Source organism: Sphingobacterium sp. UBA5639 (genome assembly GCF_002421245.1).
Lineage (GTDB): Bacteria > Bacteroidota > Bacteroidia > Sphingobacteriales > Sphingobacteriaceae > Sphingobacterium > Sphingobacterium multivorum.
This window is the reverse complement of the sequence record NZ_DIJR01000019.1, coordinates 430,249-451,818: the sequence shown is the minus strand read 5'-3', so window position 1 is coordinate 451,818 and position 21,570 is coordinate 430,249. Positions and strand designations below refer to the sequence as shown.

At 39.7% G+C, this 21,570-nt stretch carries 17 protein-coding genes; 12 read left to right on the top strand and 5 right to left on the bottom strand.

Annotated features, from left to right (window positions below):
- Window positions 1-3: 3 nt before the first annotated feature.
- A complete protein-coding gene (locus B4Z90_RS25210; protein ID WP_083296024.1) occupies window positions 4-207 on the bottom strand; it encodes a WGR domain-containing protein in 204 nt (67 codons plus the stop codon).
- A gap of 212 nt (window positions 208-419) precedes the next feature.
- On the opposite strand from B4Z90_RS25210, the gene B4Z90_RS12855 reads away from it, so the two are divergent.
- Window positions 420-1,160: a hypothetical protein gene (locus B4Z90_RS12855; protein ID WP_139145027.1), complete on the top strand. Its 741-nt coding sequence runs from the start codon at window positions 420-422 to the stop codon at window positions 1,158-1,160.
- 393 nt (window positions 1,161-1,553) lie between these two features.
- Complete coding sequence (locus B4Z90_RS12850) at window positions 1,554-2,081, top strand: hypothetical protein (RefSeq protein WP_070567618.1); 528 nt, start codon at window positions 1,554-1,556, stop codon at window positions 2,079-2,081.
- Between the two features lie 69 nt (window positions 2,082-2,150).
- On the opposite strand, the gene B4Z90_RS12845 is transcribed toward B4Z90_RS12850, so the two are convergent.
- Window positions 2,151-4,502, bottom strand: coding sequence for a BamA/TamA family outer membrane protein (locus B4Z90_RS12845; protein WP_286802410.1), 2,352 nt, complete (start codon window positions 4,500-4,502; stop codon window positions 2,151-2,153).
- Between the two features lie 8 nt (window positions 4,503-4,510).
- On the opposite strand from B4Z90_RS12845, the gene B4Z90_RS12840 reads away from it, so the two are divergent.
- Window positions 4,511-5,260 (top strand): TrmH family RNA methyltransferase, encoded by a 750-nt coding sequence (locus B4Z90_RS12840; RefSeq protein WP_070567214.1) that lies wholly within the window; start codon window positions 4,511-4,513, stop codon window positions 5,258-5,260.
- A 25-nt stretch (window positions 5,261-5,285) separates the two neighbouring features.
- Here the strand turns inward: B4Z90_RS12840 and B4Z90_RS12835 are convergent, their stop codons facing one another.
- A complete protein-coding gene (locus tag B4Z90_RS12835) occupies window positions 5,286-5,666 on the bottom strand; it encodes a VOC family protein (RefSeq protein WP_112374217.1) in 381 nt (126 codons plus the stop codon).
- A gap of 221 nt (window positions 5,667-5,887) precedes the next feature.
- Between B4Z90_RS12835 and B4Z90_RS12830 the strand changes: the two genes are divergently transcribed.
- The 5 genes from B4Z90_RS12830 (at window position 5,888) to B4Z90_RS12810 (ending at window position 12,214) form a co-directional block, all read left to right on the top strand.
- On the top strand, window positions 5,888-7,063 hold the full coding sequence (locus tag B4Z90_RS12830) for an MFS transporter (protein WP_070567216.1): 1,176 nt from the start codon (window positions 5,888-5,890) through the stop codon (window positions 7,061-7,063).
- Window positions 7,064-7,171: 108 nt separating this feature from the next.
- The gene (locus B4Z90_RS12825; RefSeq protein WP_286727382.1) at window positions 7,172-8,086 is read left to right on the top strand and encodes a hypothetical protein; all 915 of its coding nucleotides are present in this window, start codon (window positions 7,172-7,174) and stop codon (window positions 8,084-8,086) included.
- The gene (locus tag B4Z90_RS12820) at window positions 8,083-8,760 is read left to right on the top strand and encodes an ATP-binding cassette domain-containing protein (protein WP_286727383.1); all 678 of its coding nucleotides are present in this window, start codon (window positions 8,083-8,085) and stop codon (window positions 8,758-8,760) included. The genes B4Z90_RS12825 and B4Z90_RS12820 overlap by 4 nt, the downstream gene beginning before the upstream one ends.
- 26 nt (window positions 8,761-8,786) lie before the next feature.
- Window positions 8,787-9,335 carry a GNAT family N-acetyltransferase gene (locus tag B4Z90_RS12815; RefSeq protein ID WP_286727384.1) on the top strand — a complete coding sequence of 183 codons (549 nt, stop codon included), beginning with the start codon at window positions 8,787-8,789 and terminating at the stop codon, window positions 9,333-9,335.
- Between the two features lie 143 nt (window positions 9,336-9,478).
- Window positions 9,479-12,214, top strand: a complete 2,736-nt coding sequence (locus B4Z90_RS12810; RefSeq protein WP_115047656.1) for a DNA gyrase/topoisomerase IV subunit A — start codon at window positions 9,479-9,481, stop codon at window positions 12,212-12,214.
- 96 nt (window positions 12,215-12,310) lie between these two features.
- Here B4Z90_RS12810 and msrA read toward each other — a convergent pair whose 3' ends face one another.
- Both msrA and B4Z90_RS12800 read right to left on the bottom strand, forming a co-directional pair.
- A complete protein-coding gene (gene msrA, locus B4Z90_RS12805) occupies window positions 12,311-12,826 on the bottom strand; it encodes a peptide-methionine (S)-S-oxide reductase MsrA (RefSeq protein ID WP_286709853.1) in 516 nt (171 codons plus the stop codon).
- Window positions 12,827-12,977: 151 nt separating this feature from the next.
- On the bottom strand, window positions 12,978-14,009 hold the full coding sequence (locus tag B4Z90_RS12800; RefSeq protein ID WP_070567228.1) for a N(4)-(beta-N-acetylglucosaminyl)-L-asparaginase: 1,032 nt from the start codon (window positions 14,007-14,009) through the stop codon (window positions 12,978-12,980).
- A 420-nt stretch (window positions 14,010-14,429) separates the two neighbouring features.
- Between B4Z90_RS12800 and B4Z90_RS12795 the strand changes: the two genes are divergently transcribed.
- From B4Z90_RS12795 to B4Z90_RS12780, 4 genes are all read left to right on the top strand, one after another.
- The gene (locus B4Z90_RS12795) at window positions 14,430-15,656 is read left to right on the top strand and encodes an NlpC/P60 family protein (RefSeq protein WP_286709854.1); all 1,227 of its coding nucleotides are present in this window, start codon (window positions 14,430-14,432) and stop codon (window positions 15,654-15,656) included.
- 8 nt (window positions 15,657-15,664) lie between these two features.
- The gene (locus B4Z90_RS12790) at window positions 15,665-16,720 is read left to right on the top strand and encodes a dipeptide epimerase (protein WP_083296002.1); all 1,056 of its coding nucleotides are present in this window, start codon (window positions 15,665-15,667) and stop codon (window positions 16,718-16,720) included.
- Window positions 16,721-16,842: 122 nt separating this feature from the next.
- The gene (locus tag B4Z90_RS12785) at window positions 16,843-20,049 is read left to right on the top strand and encodes a SusC/RagA family TonB-linked outer membrane protein (RefSeq protein ID WP_286727385.1); all 3,207 of its coding nucleotides are present in this window, start codon (window positions 16,843-16,845) and stop codon (window positions 20,047-20,049) included.
- A gap of 16 nt (window positions 20,050-20,065) precedes the next feature.
- On the top strand, window positions 20,066-21,535 hold the full coding sequence (locus B4Z90_RS12780) for a RagB/SusD family nutrient uptake outer membrane protein (protein WP_201639512.1): 1,470 nt from the start codon (window positions 20,066-20,068) through the stop codon (window positions 21,533-21,535).
- The last annotated feature ends 35 nt before the right edge of the window (window positions 21,536-21,570 follow it).

Genomic DNA, 21,570 nt, shown 5'->3' with positions numbered 1-21,570 from the left:
AGACTAATTCAATAACTGGCTGGCAGCCGTTGACTGTCGAACAGCGGATCCTCTTTCCTTGCTATCTGCATCTACAGCACCATTCTCAGAATAGCCTTTTTTAGTCTTCTCCGCAATTAGTTTTTCAGCATCCTTTAGACGGGCTTCCTCAGAATCAAAGGTTTTACTTTGCCCAGCCGTTCCGTTTCGTCCGTAGTTGACATCAATTAATTCGCTTACTGTTTAAATATAATGAAAGTAGCGCAAAAAAACGTATATTGACATTAAATCACAGACAGATCATGCGTATATATTTCTTATTCAGTTTTTCACTGCTATTAGTTACATTAACTTCAGAAGCCAAAATTTCAACAGTGGAAGAGTATACCCGAATATGGTCCGATCCCCCTTCTGACAATATGAAAAAGTACATGATTAAAATGGCTATTTCAGAAGGCTTAGATAAAAAATCCATAAAAATAGAAACCGATAGCTGGGGAGAAGTTATTCTTTCAGATATGTGGAGAAATACCATTAAATTTAGACGAGGTAGCCTGGGTGAATATACAACCGTAAATAAGAGTGGTATTAAACTGACTATAAAAGAAGACTTTTCAGGAAATATTGCCGTAAAAGATGAGGATGGAGGTGAAACTACTGTCAGAAAAAACAGTAGCGGCGATTTCGATCTTCCTAATCTAGACAGAAGTCCGTCCACAGTTTTTAAAAATATACACGGCAATTTAGAAATACGTGATGAAAAAGGAAATGTAAAAACTGTATCAAAAAATATTTTTGGAGGTCTCGACATCCGAGATAATCAAGGCAATAGCTCAACGATATCTAAAGATATTTTCGGCAATATGGAGATTCGAGATAACAAAGGTAATTCAAGCCGGATAACAAAAGATATTCTTGATAATCTCACTATCGAAAATAGCAATGGTCAACGTACCACAGTGAGAACTGATATTCTAGGTGGTAAAACAATTGAAGATAACAGGGGAAATCGTGTTTCCGTTCGAAAAGATATATTTGGAAATTATGAAGCTAGCGACAACAATGGAAATAGTGCATCCATGAAAAAAGACATTTTTGGCAAAATAGTTATTGATGATCCAAAAGGTATTTTAAATGACGCAGTGAAATTGCAATTGATCCAAGAACTTTCAAAGAACTAATTTTTTTCGAAAATTCACCTATTTTACAAGTGAATAATCCAAAATTACGATGGATCAAATATTATCGATTTAATTATAAATGAACTAACAAAACATCCTGAAATATCATACCGCAGGTCAAACACAAATGAGCTAAATATCTTTTGCACTCCTACTCAGGATTTTGACAGCACCTTTTTTTGAGGAATGATGAAAGGCTCAAGAACGTATTTACAAAGGTTTCAACATTCGCATAGTTAAAGATTTTCAAAAGAAAATTAAAATCCCTAAAATTGCAGTCTCATTTCAAGGAAATCGGATTTGATGTATTGATGCTATCAATCCTCAAATGATATTAGCGCTATGCAAATAGACCCTAAAAAGGGAAAACGCGAATTGAATAAAAATAAAACGATGAAAAAGATTATATTTTTTCTATTACTGATACCTTTTTGGGCAGCTGCTCAAGAACAAAATATTCAAAACTTTATCGTAAAAGAAAACCTTTCCAAAAATGGAAAACTGGCTGTAGTTGCATTGGATTCATTGGGAAACACCAATGAGACCATTAATGGCAATTACCTATTTACCATCAATGGTTTCTCGCAACCACTACAATTTCATGAGGGTGTTGCTGTCCCTAATCAGAAAATTGAGTCATCAACCTTTGTTTTCTTTAGCCATAAGAATCAACAAACTTCCAAGGGACGTTTATTCTATATCTATAAGAGCGATAGCGGACTCTCTCCTTTTGCCATTAGCGGATTGATGTTTTTGATTATCCCGGCCATTGTGTTAGGAATAGCTTACATGTTTAAAAAAGTGATTATGACGGCCATCGCGCTGGCTATAGTTTTCTTTTTATTCAACCATTCCCAAGGTTTGGATTTGAGTAAAATTTTTGAATCAATATTTTCAAGTCTCAAAAATCTCATCGGTTAACAAAGCGGTTTGTCTGAATGTCCCATCAACTGGTGGGATCAACGTAAATCATAACGAAACAGTTAGACATTAGAACGGCATACCGATTCCAAAATTGTATTGAATAAAATTGTACCTGTCGGGCCTATGGGTTTCATAATATTGGGCCTTAAATTCTTTGGAATCAAAGAAATGCTTGATAACCCATTGATCAGCACCTGAGAATTGCGGATCTTTTAGTTTAAGCCCGGCATCTAAGCGAATGACAAAATAGTCCGAATCGAAACGAAGTCCGAAGCCGGTACCAATGGCGACCTGCCCAAGAAATTTATTGAATTTAAACTCCCCCCCCGGATTTAGTTCTTCATCCTTCTTCAGTCGCCAAACATTTCCCATATCCAAAAATGTTGCTCCATTCATCTTTGCGCCCAGGAAGTTATTGAGTAACCTGAATCGATATTCGGCATTTGCTTCCAGTTTAATCTCCCCCAGTTGATCCAAATTACGCAGGTTTAAACGCAAATCCTCACTAAGACTCTGCCGGTTATAGGCACCTGGCCCCAAGGTACGTGCCTGCCATGCGCGTATGCCATTCATCCCGCCGCTATAAAAGCTCTTTTCAAAAATCAACAGTTTAGAGTTATTACCATAAGGAATCGCTATCCCCGGATTAAAACGGAAGACAAACTGCCTATTTCCACCGAGATTTCGGTATAAACGATAATCGAATTCTGTCTTGGCGTATTGAAGAAAGGGCACACCGAATATTTTTTTCTCACCATCGGCATTCTTAGGCAATTTTGCCAAGGAGCTAATAAGATCCAATACGTTTCCACTCACGTCCAATGTTCCTCTGAAATATTGAAAGTCCTCCTTGCTATTCAATTTTTTACCATTCAGGATAAAGGTATATTGTGTCCCTAAACCAAAATACTGACGGTCGTTGCTACGTACATACAGCTGATAACCTTCCTGTACAAGCTTGTTCCGAAAATTGGAATCCAAGCGTCCATCCCGATACTCCAACACAATAGGCGTAAAACTATGGTACTTATTTTCTGTTTCATACCATGAGTAATTCAGCGACGTGATGAAATAGCGGTTTGAATAGGTTTTATCTTGATCGAACAACTGCAATGTCATCGAGTAGGTCGTTTTGGGCAAACCAAACTTTCCACCTGGATTAATATGAAAGGGAACCATTAGACGAGGAATGACCAAATTTACGCCCGCTTGAAAATCGTTATTGAATATTTTGCTGGAAAGCCCACCTGCGAGGCGCGGATCAAACAATACACCATAACGTAATTTCACTTCCAATTGCTCCGAACCACCAAAGATATTACGTTGAGAGAATGTATTTCCAATATTAAATCCGCTCATACCCGAACTAAAGGTATACTCGCCCTCTATCTGGTTTCCCATCCGCGGTCTTGGAACGAAATCATAGTGCACATCGAGTTTATTGGAATCTTTTTTGACAAACTGCATCTTGACAGAACGAAAACCATTCATCTCATACAATCGGTCATATGACTTATTTTCCTCCCGCAAGGAATAGTACTGACCTGAGCGTAGATACATATAGCGTTCCAAAGGTTTCCACCTGAAACTATTTGTTTCATCAACAAATAAAAGACGTTTTGCAGAATCTAGGATACGACGTGGCTCCTTCTTCGACATTGTTCCATAATTCCTTATCGTCATATAAACACTGTCTATTTGATACTTTTTATGTATCGTAGAGTCAGATGGATTTTCGACATTAATTTTCAAGTCGATCAAAGGTCCATCGATAGTTGAATCTACCCCAGCACGCATATATTGCCTTACATAATCGTAATACCCATTGTTACGCATCGAAATATAAAGTTTCTCCCGCTCATCGAGCAACTTTGCGGCATCGTACTGGGTATTGGATTTTACAGCAGTTTTGGGGAGTACCTCCCGTTCAAATATTGCCTTAATATCTTCATCCTCAAATTTTCGATCTATATTTCTAACTTGATATGGGACACCTTCATCCACTTTAAAATCGATATGTGCTCCCTTTTTGGAAACTGAAATTGTTGGTTCGACCTTAGCTTTGAAATAACCTTTTGAAAATAGAAAGCGTCGGATTTGATTGGCGGATAAATCGACCATTGCCGAATCCAACAAATGAGGTGGTTCGCCAACATTCCGAATTTTCTTGGTTTTATAACGCCCGTTTTTAGTATTGAACGTATTGTAAATAAATAGATTTACCCTTGAATTAGGTCTTATTTGATTGGAAATATACGTTTCGGATGATTCTTTCAATGCAGGGGTGACACCAGAAATCTGTACTTTTGTAACCAGAGCTTGGTCATCGTCAAGATATTTTGAAGAACGGCATGATGCAAAAAATAACACTAAAAGCGTTATACTTGCAAATCCGATAAAACGAGGATACTTAATCATCAATAAAAATGTTGTCAAAAGCGCAAATCAGTCTAATAACGTCTCTACAAAATAAAAAGTATAGAAAACAACACGGCCTGTTTATCGTTGAGGGTATAAAATCCGTGATGGAATTTATTTCATCAAGCTATGAGGTTGAGTCTATTTTCTACACGGGCGACGCAAACACAAAAGTGGGTAAAATCTCGCATAATATAAAATCCTATGAACTAACGGATACTGAATTCCAAAAGATTAGTACACTGAAATCGCCACAAGGTATCCTCGCTTTGGTCAAACTTCCTTTACAGCAGAAAATTGTACCAAGTAATTTAAAAAACAAGTTTAGCCTTGTACTCGATGATGTGCAGGATCCAGGCAATCTGGGTACAATTATCCGCACGGCGGAGTGGTTTGGAATCGAACATATTATCTGTTCCATTGGAACTGTAGACGCCTACAACCCTAAAGTAGTGCAAGCAACCATGGGCTCACTGGCTAGACTGCAAATCCACTATACTGATTTAACGGATTTTATTCCGGCTACTGGATTAAAAGTGTATGGCGCCCTACTTAATGGTCAATCCATTTATCAGACTGTGTGGGCTAATGAGGGGCTAATTGTTATGGGGAACGAGGGAAATGGCATCAGTGATGAAATAATAGCGTTGATCGATCAAGCTATCACTATTCCGCGCATAGGCCAAGCCGAATCACTCAACGTAGCCGTTGCAACGACCATCTTCTGCAGCGAAATAGTCCGGCAACAGTTGATCTAGTAAGCTATATGATCTGAATTGCCGCTTATAACTTTTGATGTAGCCCGATCCTATTTCCTTCAGAATCTTCAATCTCCGCAACAGCAAATCCCAGATCGGCATGAAAAGTGGCGGGATATAGCTCTTTTCCACCCAAGCTCATGGCCCTTTCCAACGTAGTAGATATGTTTTCTACATGTAAATAAAGGAGTACTCCCTCGCGTGTAGGTTTATAAATTTCGCCTTTCGCCAGGGCGCCAGTAATCCCAGATAAGGTTTCTTGAAATGGAAAGTAAGCCATGTGGTTATCGTCAAAATCTTCCTGTTCAAAGGTAAAATTGAATAACTGGCTATAAAACGCGATTGCGCGATTCAAATCCGATACCGGAATTTCAAAATAAACACCAGGATTTCTAAGTTCTTGCATGTTCTAAATAAAGGGTCTTCCCAAAAATAATCTTTTTTTAGGCACTAACGTCCTCGCCTTCGTATTTTCTATCTTATATAAAGAATTCTATTATTTTTCCACCAAAAGAAACCGCTTAATCGTTCCAAAAACTGTACATTTGCTCCATTCCCTAGAAGGATGGATAATCGCCACAATCCATTATTCTTTTTTGAATACTCACACACGATAAAAATAGCGCCATGCCAGCTGAACAGAAATCCATCTATACGCTTCAATTTATTTTACTTTGCTTAAGCTCACTCCTATTTTCTTCTAGCTTCAATATGATCATCCCCGAACTACCCAATTATCTGAGCAGTTTGGGCGGAGCAGAATACAAAGGGTTGATCATAGCGCTGTTTACATTGACTGCCGGAATTTCGCGGCCTTTTAGTGGTAAATTGACCGATCGCTGGGGACGTGTACCAGTCATGGCCATTGGATCCATTGTCTGTTTCATCTGTGGTTTTCTTTATCCCATTTTAACATCAGTCGCGGGCTTTCTATTCTTACGATTGATACATGGTTTTTCCACTGGTTTTAAACCTACCTCAACTTCTGCTTATGTCGCCGATCTGGTTCCACAAAAAAGATGGGGTGAGGCGCTTGGGATGCATGGATTGGCCTTTAGCGTCGGTACAGCTGTCGGCCCAGCAATTGGCAGCGCTATTTTCGAGGCCTTTGGTATCAATGTGATGTTTTATTGCTCTTCTTTCATGGCACTTCTCTCCATCCTTATCGTCATTAACATGAAGGAAACACTGGCGAAAAAAGAGAAATTCAATCTCTCCATGCTCAAAATAAACCGAAAAGATATCATTGAATGGCGTGCACTACCTGCGGGAATCGTCACGTTTTTATCTTACACCGCTTATGGAGTCATTTTAACCCTAATTCCCGACTGGAGTGAATACCTTGGACTCAAAAATAAAGGGCTATTTTTCCTAGCCTTCACCATTGCGTCAGTATTGATACGTTTTGTTTCCGGCAAAGTTTCGGACCGTTATGGAAGACCTAAGGTTATTGTTGTCGGAATAGTTATTATCGCGATTGCACTCGTTGCTATTGGCATTGGAAATAGTTTCATTGGCATGATGATCGGCGCAAGCATCTATGGTGTAGGCACGGGTATACTCTCCCCTGCTGTGAATGCCTGGACGATTGACCTTAGTTTACCCGAACATCGCGGCAAGGCGGTTGCAACCATGTATATCTCCCTTGAAGCCGGAATAGGACTTGGCGCACTGCTTGCTGGATTGTACTATAGTGATGTTATCCTACGAATTCCAGTCATTATGTATGCCAATGCAGTAGTTTTGCTACTTGCTCTGACCTATATGCTGAGCTGGCAGAAAAGACACAGGGCCGTAAAATAAAGAAATTCAAGCGTCAAAACGACCAACAATCGATCGTTGCAAGGCCGAAATAAAAATAAGGGAACAGTCCCTTGTTTTTAACTTCGATTTTTTACTTTTGATCGTATCATGGTTAGCAATTATTTAAAGCTTCAATATACTTTACTGTCTCGGCATATTCGCGCTACAGGACTGCCGGTTTGGCTCGCCTTTCTCCTGTTGTTTGGATTATGTTATTTTGCTTATTATGCATTGGTTCAATATCCGCTTTTTGGTTGTTATGCCCTACTGCTTGGCAATTTCCAAGCACTGTTTCTGCTCACAGAAAAAAACAGAAATGACTTTCTCAAAAATACATACAGTAAATACGATTTCCACAAAATCAGAATATTGGAAAATGGCTTGTTAACGCTGCCGTCCTTCATCATTCTTTTCCTCCACAACCAATGGGGCTATGCAGTGTTATTAGCTATTTTGGCTATTATCTTTGCATTTTTGACATTTAAGGCTTTCGGAAAATCTATTCCGACACCTTTCGCAAAAAAACCTTTTGAATTTATCATCGGATTCCGACGGAGCTACCTGCTCTTGCTTGTATTGTATCTCTTGGCCGGAATCGGCTTTTATGTGGCCAATTCCAATCTTGTTTTATTTTGTGTGGTTTGCATTGCGCTCGCCTGTGTTTTCTATTATCAATTACCGGAACCTATTTTTTACCTTTGGAATAACCATTATACACCAACAGTCTTTCTGATGCGAAAGTTTAAAAGAGGAATTTTACAATGTCTACTCTTGGTACTGCCCCTTCTTTTTCTGTATGTTATAATCTTTCCATCGGATTTATTTAATGTCTGTATTGTATTGGGCGGAATATTACTTTTGCTTCCTTTTGCAATCATCTTAAAATACGTCGCTTATCCACGGGAGATCAATTTCCCCGAAGGTTTTGCATTGGCACTTTGTTTTAGCTTTTACCCCTTGATCCTTGCGCTATTGCCCTTTTATTATATCAAAGCAATCAACAATCTAAAAAACCACTTATGATCGAGCTTACGAATATCAGCAAGTCCTTTGGACGGCATCAAGTGCTCCACGAGATTACTTACACTTTTGAAAGCGGAAAAGTATATGGTATCGTCGGTGAAAATGGCGCCGGAAAGACAACGCTGTTTCGATGTATTGCTGGACTGGAAACCGCCTCGGGAAGTATAAAATCTGATTTGGCGCCGCTCAAAAACAATTTAGGTTACCTGACCTCCGATCCATATTTCCTCTCTAAGCTCACAGGTGAAGAGTATATTTATCTGCTGACAGATGCGCGTGGTAAACAGATCAAAAACCTCAGTGAAAGAAATATTTTCGAGTTGCCCTTAAAAGAGTATGCGAGCGACTATTCCACGGGTATGAAAAAAAAACTAGCCCTGACAGCTACTTTACTTCAGGACAATAATTATTATATCCTTGACGAACCTTTTAATGGCATTGATCTACAAAGCAGCATTATTCTTACGGAGATTATATTACGCTTAAAAGCGATGGGTAAAACGATCCTAATTTCGTCGCATATCTTTTCCACACTAAAAGATACCTGCGATGAAATCTTGGTACTCGAAAATGGCAGAATCAGTAAATCTGTTAACAAAGAACTGTTCGGAGACTTTGAGGAGGAAATGAAAGACAAAATACTACAAAAAGATATCGACAAATTGTGGCTTTAGCATGCCTAACACTTGAGATAAACAATATGGAAAAACACTTACCTATACTGGAAACTGAACGTTTAATTATCCGTCCAATAGAGATGGATGATGCCGCTTATTTTTTCGCGATGGATTCACAGCCGGAGGTTCATACCTTTCTGAATAAGGAGCCTGTTCAATCCATTGAAGAAATGAAAAAAGCCATCGCGCCTATTCAACAACAATATGAAAAATACGGTATAGGCCGTCTAGGGGTCGTTGAGAAATCAAGCAATCAATGGATAGGCTGGACGGGATTTAAATATATTGATGAATTGGAGAACGGACGTATCGGTTTTTTAGACCTTGGTTACCGTTTCAGAACGGAATCTTGGGGAAAAGGCTATGCGACAGAAGCTGCACAAGCCTGCATGCAATATTATAGAGAACAGCTGATCCATTTTGAAGTACATGCCATCACACATACGGGAAATCTGGGTTCAAGACATGTCTTGGAAAAAGTAGGATTTCAGGTGACTGAAGAATTTCATTTCGATCTATGGGATATTCCCTGTTATTGGTATGATTTGGCCACTGACAACGAAACAAGCTAATTATATTAGTTTTAAAAACTAATTTTTTTAACTTTTCATAGTTTCGCTGGGATAAAACAAAATGGTTTTGTATTTTTACACGTTCGAATAAAATACTATTTCGAACATTTCTGTATTGTACAATTTAATCTATTGCTGAGTAAATGAGTGACGAAACGAACTTCCCAACGGAAGATAATCAAGAAGAACTGGGATCAGGAAAAACAGAGAGCGGAAGTCAGACGATACCTTTATCAGGACTATACGAAAACTGGTTTTTGGACTATGCATCCTATGTTATCTTGGACAGAGCCGTACCACATATCAATGACGGTTTGAAACCCGTACAACGTCGTATCCTCCATTCCTTAAAGGAAATGGATGATGGAAGATATAATAAAGCTGCCAACGTCATTGGTAACACGATGAAATATCACCCACATGGTGATGCTTCTATCGGTGATGCCATGGTACAATTGGGACAAAAAGATCTCTTGATTGACTGTCAAGGTAACTGGGGTTTCCCAATTACGGGTGACTCTGCTGCTGCTCCACGGTACATCGAGGGAAGATTATCCAAATTTGCAAATGACGTTGTCTTCAATCCCGAAACGACTGAGTGGCAATTAAGTTACGATGGACGGAATCGCGAACCTGTCACCCTTCCTGTAAAATTCCCGTTATTATTGGCTCAAGGTGCCGAAGGGATTGCTGTTGGTTTAGCGACCAAGATTATGCCCCACAATTTCATTGAGCTAATTGACGGATCAATTCAGGTATTACACGGTGAACGTCCGAATATCTTCCCAGACTTCCCTACGGGTGGTATGGCCGACGTTTCAAATTATAATGAGGGGCAACGTGGTGGTAAAATCCGTGTACGTGCAAAAATTGAAGAACGCGACAAAAAGACGCTCGCAATTACAGAAATTCCATTTGGAACGACAACCGGCGGTCTGATTGAAAGCGTGGTTACCGCAAACGATAAGGGAAAAATTAAGATCAAAAAAATCGAGGATAATACAGCGGGAAATGTAGAGATCATTGTACATTTGGCTCCTGGAATTTCTCCCGATGTAACGATCGATGCATTATATGCCTTTACCGCCTGTGAAGTCTCTATCTCTCCTAACACCTGTGTTATCAAGGATGAGAAACCTCACTTTATGAGTGTCAACGACATTCTGACTGAAAACACAATAAACACCAAAAATTTATTGAAACGAGAATTGGAGATTCGTTTAAACGATCTTCAAGAAAAAATCTTCTTCAGTAGTTTATTAAAAATATTTATTCAAGAGGGGATGTACAAGCATCCGGATTATGAAAATGCAGGTGACTTTGAGGTTGTTGTGCAAGTTCTGAATCGCTTATTTGAGCCTTTCTTCGATCAATTTTACCGCGAGATTCGTCCAGAAGATTACAAAAAATTGATCGATAAACCAATGAGTAGCATTACACGTTTCGACGTTAAAAAAGCGGACGAAATGATGAAAACACTCGAAAATGAGATCAAAGAAGTCAAGCGTCATCTACGTCAATTGACGGAATATGCCATTGCATGGTTTGAGAAATTGCGTGATAAATATAGTAAAGACCGCGAGCGTAAAACTGAACTGCGGGTATTCGACAAAGTAGAAGCGACCCAAGTTGCGCTAGCAAATACCAAACTATATGTCAATCGCGAAGAAGGATTTATTGGTTCGGGAATGAAGAAAGATGAGTTTGTATGCGACTGTTCGGATATCGACGATATTATTGTATTCCGCGAAGATGGCAAATATGTTGTCAGTAAAATTCAGGATAAAGTATTTGTTGGAAAAGGAATTATCCACGTTGCTGTTTTCAAAAAAGGTGATGAACGGACAATCTATAACGCCATCTATAAAGAAGGTGAAACTGGAACCAGTTTTATCAAACGTTTCTCGGTAGTAGGAGTTACGCGAGATAAGGAATATGATGTGTCCAAGGGATCCAAGGGCTCAAAAATCCTGTATTTCACAGCCAATCCCAATGGTGAAGCGGAAGTCGTTAATATACAGCTTAAGCCGCACACAAAATTGCGTAAGTTGAATTTTGACATGGACTTTGCCGAGATTGCAATCAAGGGCCGTGCTTCACAAGGAAACATTGTATCAAAATATCCTGTCAAAAAAATCAGCTTTAAAAGCTCTGGAGTCTCCACACTAGCAGGACGAAAAATATGGTACGATACCATCATGAAACGTCTAAACGCAGATGAGCGTGGACAATACCTTGGCGAGTTTGACGGCGACGACAAGATATTAGTAGTCCTTTCGGATGGTAGCTACGAATTAGCAAACTTTGATCTAAGCAACCACTTCGACGAGAAAATGATCCGGATCGAAAAATATTATCCAGACCATATCTATACAGTCGTGCATAAGGACGGCAAGAGCGGAACGTACTTTGTCAAACGTTTTAAATTTGACGATCAGCCTATTGGAAAACGTATTTCCTTTATCAATGAAGATGCAGGATCCAAACTGATCCTGATGAGTAATGCAGCTGAACCGATGGTCAAATTGGAGATTTTAAAAGGCAAATCCCAAACGGAAGAAACCCTTGATCAACCTTTGACTGAAATTATTGACGTAAAAGGAATAAAAGCGCAAGGAAACCGCCTATCTTTCCATACCGTAAAATCGGTTACACTATTGACAGCGGATGAAGATTTAAGTCAAAAAAGTAAAGAAAAGGCAGCCGAATCAAGTACTGATACCACAGAACCAACAGTTGATAGTACGACGACAGAAGTTGACAGTTCCGTGAACGAAAAAGAGGTCGAGTCAACCGAAAAAAATGACGACATCAAATTGGAGATCACCAATCCAAATGATATTCAAATCGATGATAAAGGACAGATGGAAATGTTCTAACTCATATTAAATACACAAAAAAAGCTCGAATAAATATTCGAGCTTTTTTTTGGGATACAACACCTTAAATATTGTCTTTTTAAAAATATTGTCTTTTTAAGCTTTAAATTCTTTTAGGAATTTTTGAAGTTTTGGAGCAATGACTACTGAACAAAATGGATTTTCAGGATGATCATTGAAATAATTATGATGATAATCTTCTGCCAACCAAAATGTAGACGCAGGTTCTACCGCTGTGACAATAGGGTCCTCGTAAACATCCTCATTTTCCAATTCATCGATAAAATTCTGTGCTAAGATCTCTTGTTCTTCATTATGATAAAAAACAACTGATCGATACTGCGTACCCACATCGTTACCTTGACGGTTTAATGTCGTCGGGTTATGGGTCTTAAAGAAGATTTTCAAGAGATCTTCATAATTCACCAGCTCGTCGTCATATTCTAGCTCGACAACCTCAACATGATCAGTTGTCCCCGTACAGACCTGCTCATAAGTCGGCTTATCTACATGTCCCCCCATATAACCAGGTAATACCGATGTTACCCCTTCAGTGTTTTGGAAAATAACTTCTGTACACCAAAAACATCCTCCTCCAAATGTTGCTTTCATACTTTTATAACCTTGCGTATTTTACTCTCACTTTTATAAACCTATAGCCGATGCATCAGCTGCGGCTATAGGTTTAAACAAATATAATGATTAATCGGCAATGATATACCTTGCTTTCATCGCTCCTCGAACCCGTAAGCCCCTATTTTTACTATTTATAGTAGTGCTTTCCTTTAATCAATAAATCTTGTTGTTTACTGTCACAAACCGCATAGGAAAAACCTTGTTGTAGCGCATAGGCACCATATTCCCCTTTTTTATTAATTGCTAAGAATCCAACTTGGATTTCCTTTGCAATTGCAGGCTTCTTCTTAACGATACGCATAACAGCTTCCTTACAGGCATCTTCGGGAGAATAACCCTGACGCATCAATTCGACTACCAAAAAACTACCTACATTTCGGATAACTTCTTCACCAACTCCGGTCGAAGTAGCACCCCCAACTTCATTATCGACATAAAGTCCGGCTCCAATAATAGGGCTATCTCCTACCCGACCATGCATCTTGAAAGCCATACCACTCGTGGTGCAGGCTCCAGAAATATTTCCATTGGCATCCAACGCCAACATACCGATCGTATCGTGGTTGTATTGATTTCCCGGCAAACGTTCTGCGGCAAAAGATTGGTTTTCAATATTGGCTACAGGTTTGTATTTTTTCTCTTTCAACCATTCCTTCCAGGCCTTTTCACCTTCCGGGGTCAGTAGATTTTCTTCCTTAAAACCATTTTCTAACGCAAATTGCAATGCGCCTTCGCCTACTAGCATGACATGGGGTGTTTTTTCCATAACCAGCCGTGCTACAGATATTGGATGTCCAATTTTTTCCATTCCGGCAACAGCACCGCAGTTACCATCCGCATCCATGATACAAGCATCAAGTGTGACGTGACCGTCGCGATCTGGATAACCACCTTTACCAACTGTCATATTTTTGAGATCAGCCTCGGGTACACGTACGCCTTGTTCAACGGCATCCAATGCCTTACCACCTTTCGACAATATTTCCCAAGCGGCTTTATTTGCTGCGATCCCAAAGTCCCAAGTTGAAATTACAATAGGGTATTTTTTAACACTGCCTTTTGCTGCAATCGTCAATCCTTTCGCATCAAATGCGGTTAATGTCCCCATTGTCGTCGCAGCAATCAAACCTTGCCGAATAAAATCACGTCTTGAACTCATTTCCTTATTACTATTTTATAAAACTATCGCTATTTATTAATCCGGCAAAAAACAATCATTAAAACTGCTTTCAGTCTACCGAATACAAGAAATTTTCATCATTGACTGTACAAGTGCATCACTTTCTTTTCTAGCATATTACACTATCTTGCATCAGATCTCCCCCAAACCTACTTCGTCAATATCCGCTGTAAAATGTTATGCTACATTTTTACAGCTTCGCCGTAAACGGAAGAAGAATGTTGCCGTCACAATCAATAAGCAATATTACAAAATGGTTTTAGCAAATAGATGATTTAATTAAAATTAAACCTAAAAATTCGTTTTTTAGCAACATAACATCAAAATCACTTAAAAATCGACAATAAAAATTGACTTATATTATGAATTAATCCTATCTTTAGAAACAAACTAATTCGCATGAAAAACACTCTTAAATTCGCTATTTTAGCTTATGCAAGCCTTATAGGGGTTGAAAGCAGTCAGGCGCAGCAGCTAGATTCCACGACTTATTTCACGATCAAAGAGTTGCAAGAAAACGTAAAACGTGAATTTGCTCCCGATAAAAGAACCAAGATCGTGGCCATCCAGAAAGCGGATATAGCACAGAACCAATATGTGCTCGAAACAACTGAAAAAAATGCTAAATTCGTTTTAGAGCAAAAGGCAAAAGATATATCAGCCAATATTCAAGTACAGCTCTTGCCCGATGCAAGTGTAGGCGAAAAAACGACTGGAGTAATCAGACTCTCCGTCGCAAATATGCGCACATTTCCAGATAATGCTGCCGAGCTGACTAGCCAGGTTTTATTAGGAACGCAAGTTGACCTTCTTCAAAAAAAGAGCGGTGACTACCGTGTCCGTACACCCGACGGCTATATCGCATGGGTTCCTAGTTCGTCTATTGAAGCCATGGACAAAACCATGCTGGCCAATTGGCGACAAGCGGAAAAAGTGATTTATACAGCTGAATTTGGAAAATCATATTCTGAACCCAATGAAAAAAGCCAGCGGGTATCTGATCTCGTTTATGGTGACATCCTTCAATTGAAAGGACAGAAAGGCAATTTTTATGAAATTGCCTATCCGGATGGACGTTTAGGTTATATTAAAAAATCAGAAAGTCTAACCTTAAAAAATTGGTTTGAAACACGCCAACCTACGGCGGAAAATATTATTGCCAGTGCAAAAACAATGTTGGGTCTACCCTATTTATGGGGTGGGACATCAGTAAAAGGCGTAGATTGCAGCGGTTTTACTAAAACAAGTTTCTTTATGAACGGCTTCGTAATTCCGCGAGATGCATCGCAACAAGTACTTGCAGGTGAAAAAATCGACATTTTAGATCAAGAAGGGCATTTCGACCCTGAGAAAGCACTTAAAAATCTGAAACCGGCAGACTTATTATTCTTTGCGGCAGGCAAAAATAGCAATCCTAATGCGCGTGTAACACACGTTGCACTCTATATCGGCAATGGAACCTTTATTCATGCTGCAGGCTTGGTACGGATCAACAGCATGCTAAAGGATGCAGCTAACTATGATGATTTTCAAACCCGAACTGTGGTTGCTGCACGCCGTTACCTCGGAGTTCACGATAGCGCAATACAGAAAGTCGTTGAAAACAATTACTACAACAATAAATAAACATAGCGATGAGCAATCAATCTGAATGGATTAGTAAAGATTTTGGGGCCTTTAAATTAAGGTTTCGGCCTTACACGCTAACTTTGCGCCATGTCTTTACAGTAGCTTCCTTTAGCCGAAGCACAACACCGGTTGTATTGACCGAATTAGAGTATGATGGCGTTATCGGTTATGGCGAAGCGAGTATGCCACCCTATCTTGGCGAGTCGCAAGATAGCGTGATTTCGTTTTTGAATCAAATTGATCTCACAGGTTTTAACTCACCTTTTCAAACCGAAGAGATTCTGCATTATATTGATCAGCTTGCTTCGAAAAACACGGCTGCAAAAGCGTCCATTGATATTGCCCTACATGATATCCTTGGTAAAATTATGAACCAGCCCTATTATAAAATCTGGGGGTTAAATCCTGACCTTATCCCACCGACGTCCTACACCATCGGAATCGATACAGAAGAAATGATCCGCCAAAAAGTTGCCGAGGCTGATCAGTTTAAAATTTTAAAGGTGAAGCTGGGGCTCGACACCGACAAAATGATTATTGATACCATCCGTCAGGTTACGGATCGACCATTATGCGCCGATGTGAACCAGGGTTGGAAAACACGTGAAGAAGCCTTGGAGATGGCGCATTGGCTTGCAGAAAGAAATGTTTCTTTCTTAGAACAGCCTATGCCTAAAGAGCAGATCGATGATAATGCTTGGTTGACAGAACATAGCCCAATTCCCACAATCGCCGACGAAGGATGCCAACGATTGGTCGATGTGCCGGGTTTAAAGGGGGTTTATTCGGGTATTAACATTAAACTGATGAAATGCACGGGCATGCGCGAAGCGAAGCGAATGGCAGAACTTGCTCGTTCTTTGGAAATGAAAGTTATGATCGGCTGTATGACAGAAACTTCTTGCGCCATCAGTGCAGCGGCACAACTTGCACCATTAACAGACTGGGCAGATCTAGACGGTGCTTTATTAATTGCAAATGATATATACGACGGCATGACCGTGGTAAATGGCAATTGCCTTCTCCCCGACCGTCCGGGAATTGGAATTGTAAGAAAATAACCCTATATTCAGTGCAATGTTTTTTTCTTAAAGAAAAGATTGCACTGAATTGCTATCGCAAGTTTGACCAACACTCGACAGCACCAAAATATTAACAACTAAATTAATCAATTCACACTTTTATGAAACAACATGTGCTCACAACGTTGTGTCTCATAGCCTGTAGTTCGATGCAGTCTTTATATGCACAACAGATCCAAATTGCTGGTAAAATAACAGACAGCAACGGAAAACCAATTAGCGGAGTTACGATTAATGTAAAAGGCGCTAATCAAGGGACATCCACAAACGAAAATGGCCTGTTTACCCTAAACGCAAACGCCAATGCAACATTGAGTATATCTGCCGTAGGTTATAGCTCACAAGAAGTACAGGTCAATGGCCGCAAAACTATCGGTATTTCACTTAACAGTGATGAAAAAGCTTTGGACGAAGTCATTGTCATTGCTTATGGAACGGCTAAAAAAAGCACCTATACCGGTTCGGCGGCACAAATAAAATCAGATGCTATTGATAAACAACCTGTCACCTCTTTTGAAAAAGCACTTACCGGTCGTGTCGCGGGTCTACAAATGTCAAATGGATCGGGGCAAGCGGGGGCTACTTCGGCGATTCGTATTCGAGGCATAGGCTCCATGAACGCATCGAATGAGCCATTATATGTTATTGACGGTGTTCCAGTTATTTCGGGAAGTGTCGGACAAATGGGAGATTACATTGTTAATACAAACAACGTCATGAGCACATTAAATCCGAGTGATATAGAATCAATCTCTGTGCTTAAGGACGCCGCTGCCTCTTCTCTTTATGGATCCCGAGCCGCAAATGGCGTCATCATCATCACCACCAAAAGGGGTAAAAATGGAGATCCAAAGATCAATGTCAAGTCTTCTATTGGCATTAGCCCTTCCTGGGCAACAAAAAATAATGAACCTGCTTCCGTACAGGATCAAATCAACATGCTTTATAGCGTTTTATATGATTCTAGAATAGCAGCTGGTCAAACCGCTGAACAGGCGAATAAAAATACTTTATTCCGCTTAAATTCCTTGGACTGGAATCCAAATTCGGCAAATTATGGTAAGCCAACTTCTTCTTATGGTTTTGGTATTCATGGTTATCAATTTAGTACGGATGGGACCACCCAATGGGAGAACGTACATATTTCAGGAAAAACTGATGGTGTCGTGAATAGAGATGGTCAATATTATGACTGGAACAATGCTTTATTCAGAACGGGAATATTCAACAGTAACGATATTTCGGTAAGTGGAGCAACTGAAAAAACCAATTATTATGCTTCCTTAGGCTATACGCAGGACAAAAGTAGGGTGATCGAGAATAATTTTGACAGAATTAATGGGCGGATTAATTTGACGCAAACAATTGGAAAATATCTTGAATTTGGATCAAATGTCAACTACGCCAACAACAAGCTTATTGGAATGAATGACACCCGAAATACAGGAACAAATTACCTGTATCAAACCAGTAATTTATTATGGCAGATGTATTGGCCAACGGATTATAAAACTGGTAAGGAATATACGGCTCGCTACGGTAGTCTTGCATACAATCCTTTATACTATAATAAAGAATGGGAAAACTCTTCGAAAACGAGCAAATTATCAGCTATAGAATCTCTATCATTGAAGTTATTGCCTGAACTTACCTTGAAGACTATTTTCTCCTATGACAGAACAGAGGTCAAAGATCATATTTACTATAGTGCGAAACATTATAACGGAATGGCAGATAATGGCCGTGTTACCGAGGTTTCTACGTCCATTGAGAAATTGGTATCATCCACAACCGCCAATTACAACAAAAGCTTCGGCTTACATCATATCGGGTTGTTAGCAGGCTTCGAGGCTGAAAAAAATACAACGGATTTTATCCGTGCCACGGGGAAAGATCTACCATCCTCTTCCCTTCATACGGTCGCCACTGCAGGTATATTGGATGCATCGGCCTATTCTTGGGGCAATAATATGATGTCTGTACTATCGCGGGCCGAGTACAATTATGATGAACGCTATTTTGCATCAGCATCCTTTAGAAGGGACGGTTCATCACGCTTAGCACCAGGTCCTCGTTGGGGTAATTTTTGGTCTTTAGCCGGCTCCTGGAATCTGGCAAAAGAATCTTTTATTAAAGGGATTGAGGAAATCAACAACCTCAGAATCAAAGGTTCATATGGCGTAAATGGAACATTACCTACCGACCTTTTTGCCTGGAGAAATCTGACAAGCTATTCCAACAAATACATGACGCAGCCAGGAGGTGGTCTAAATAATCTAGGCAATCCGGACGTCGCTTGGGAGAAAAATTACTCCACAAACGTCGCATTAGAATTTGGCCTGTTCCGCAACAAACTATTTGGTACTATTGAATATTTTAACAGAGACTCGAAGGACCTACTACAGAACGTTCCAATCTCCACAATAACTGGTTTCGGCTCCATACTGCGAAATGTTGGTGAAATGAACAATAAAGGGATCGAGATTGAATTAGGTTCAGATATCGTTAAAAACGAAAATTGGAAATGGACATTAAGCGCAAATGCCGCAATCATCGGATCTAAAATTACAAAATTATATGGTGGACGGGATATCGTTTGGTTCGATCCCACAGGGGGAGACGATAGAGCCCGATTTATTTACCGTGAAGGAGAGTCATCCTTATCATTCTTTGGCTTGGAATGGGCAGGTACCGATCAAACCAATGGTAAAAATGTCTGGTATACAAATGATGGCACTAATGGCGACTTTATATTTAATGGAAAGGCGGCAAGTTATGACTACAAAAAAGCGAAACAAACCATCATCGGAAATGCAAATCCTAAGTTATACGGAGGTATAAACTCTGATGTTGACTATAAAAACTTTTCACTAGGATTTAATTTCGCTTATAAAATAGGCGGTAAACTTTATGACGCTACATCCAAAGATGTTGCCGACGATGGCTATTATTGGGAGCGAATTCATGCGGCTTATTTTACGGAAAACAGCTGGTCACCATCAAATACCGGAGGATCTTACCCAATGGTAACGGGAAGAGATCTGGAAGATGTTAACCAAATCAGTAGCAGGCAGCTATTTGACGCATCCTATCTTAGATTAAAAAACATTTCTTTGAGCTATAGATTACCAAATGAGTTTTTAAAGCGGGCCGGCATTTCCAATGCAAGAGTATTTTTCAATGGAAGCAATTTGTTGACTGTTTCGAAATATAAGTATATGGATCCGGAAGTCAACCAGTTTGGTACGCGCGGTTGGGAAACACCATTGGCAAAAACATACACTTTTGGTGTCGAATTTAGTTTTTAATAAAAAAAACAGTATTATGAAAAAGCTTTTTATTGCCTCGTGCATAACAATATCATTAGCAATCAGCTCTTGTAGCAACTTTCTGGATGTCACACCGACTAATATGGGTGACTCTAATTCCTCTATCCAAACTGCTGCCGACGCAAAAGTTATCATCAATGGGTTAATGAGTAAAATGGCAAACGTCGCCTACTACGGACGAAATTTCCCACTCTATGCTGATGCTAAAGGAGGAGACTTTACGATAGCATCTCAGGGTCGCGGTTATGATTATCTTTATGTTTTTAATCATTCAGCCTCTTCTAATCCTTACTCAGGTATCTGGACACAAGGATTTCATGCACTTGTGCAGATTAATAATCTTTTGACGAATATCGATAAACTAGTCGCTGCCGGTTCAACCGAAAATTTTAATACCTACAAAGGACAAGCATTGACCGCAAGAGCCCTCATCAATTTTGATCTTGTGAGGCTATATGGAAAACCCTACAATATGGATAAATCTTCCCTTGGTATTCCTAATGTGACAAAAGTCCTCGAATATAGTACGCAGGAAAAACGCATTTCTGTCGAAGAAAACTACAAACAAATTGTACAGGATCTAAAGGATGCGGAAAACATTTTGCCAAAATCTAAATCGGATGGATATTTTAACTTTTTCGCCAATAAAGCGCTTCAAGCTCGCGTGTACCTTTACATGAACGATTATGAAAACGCGCTAAAATCCGCTCAAGAAGTAATAGACTCCAAAGTTTACACATTATATAGCAATGAAAATTGGGTAAAATCCTGGACAGGTATGTTTGGAACTGAATCTATTCTAGAATTGGGTGTTTATCCGAATGAAGCTGATGCAGGGACTAGTTCACTGGGTGCGATGTTCCGCAGAAAAGGACATGGCAGTACAGCCATATTGGGAAACTTTATAGCCGCAGATCCATTCTTGGCCAAACTTAAGAAAGACGAGACAGATGTCAGATGGGGTGTTATGGCGTATGATGAAGTCGGCACCACCCATTTAGGAGCGGTTTATAAATATAGCGGTAGCACCACGCTTGCCGGTGATAAAAATTCAACAGCAAATAGTACCGCTGTCAATATTAAGGTCATCCGTTTGTCCGAAGTATATCTTATCGCTGCTGAAGCTGCTCTACTAAAATCATCTCCTGACAAGGTCCTTGCAGCAAATTACCTGAATGCAATACGCCAACGTTCTCCAAAATTAGATGTCGCGACCTCAGGCACGATTACTTTAGATATGATTGCCGATGAGAGAAGCAAAGAGCTCCTTGGAGAAGGTCATCGCTTCTTTGATATGATGCGCTGGAACAAATCGATAACTTTTGATGATGATTTAGGAAATATAAGCACAACAAATAGACAAAAAACGATCGATAGAACCTTCTTTAAAACCATTCTTCCTATTTCACTGGATGAGATGAATGCAAACCCAGCTATAGCAAATCAACAGAATACCGGCTACTAGTAGTCTCAAAAAAGAAAAAAGGTCACNNGTGACCT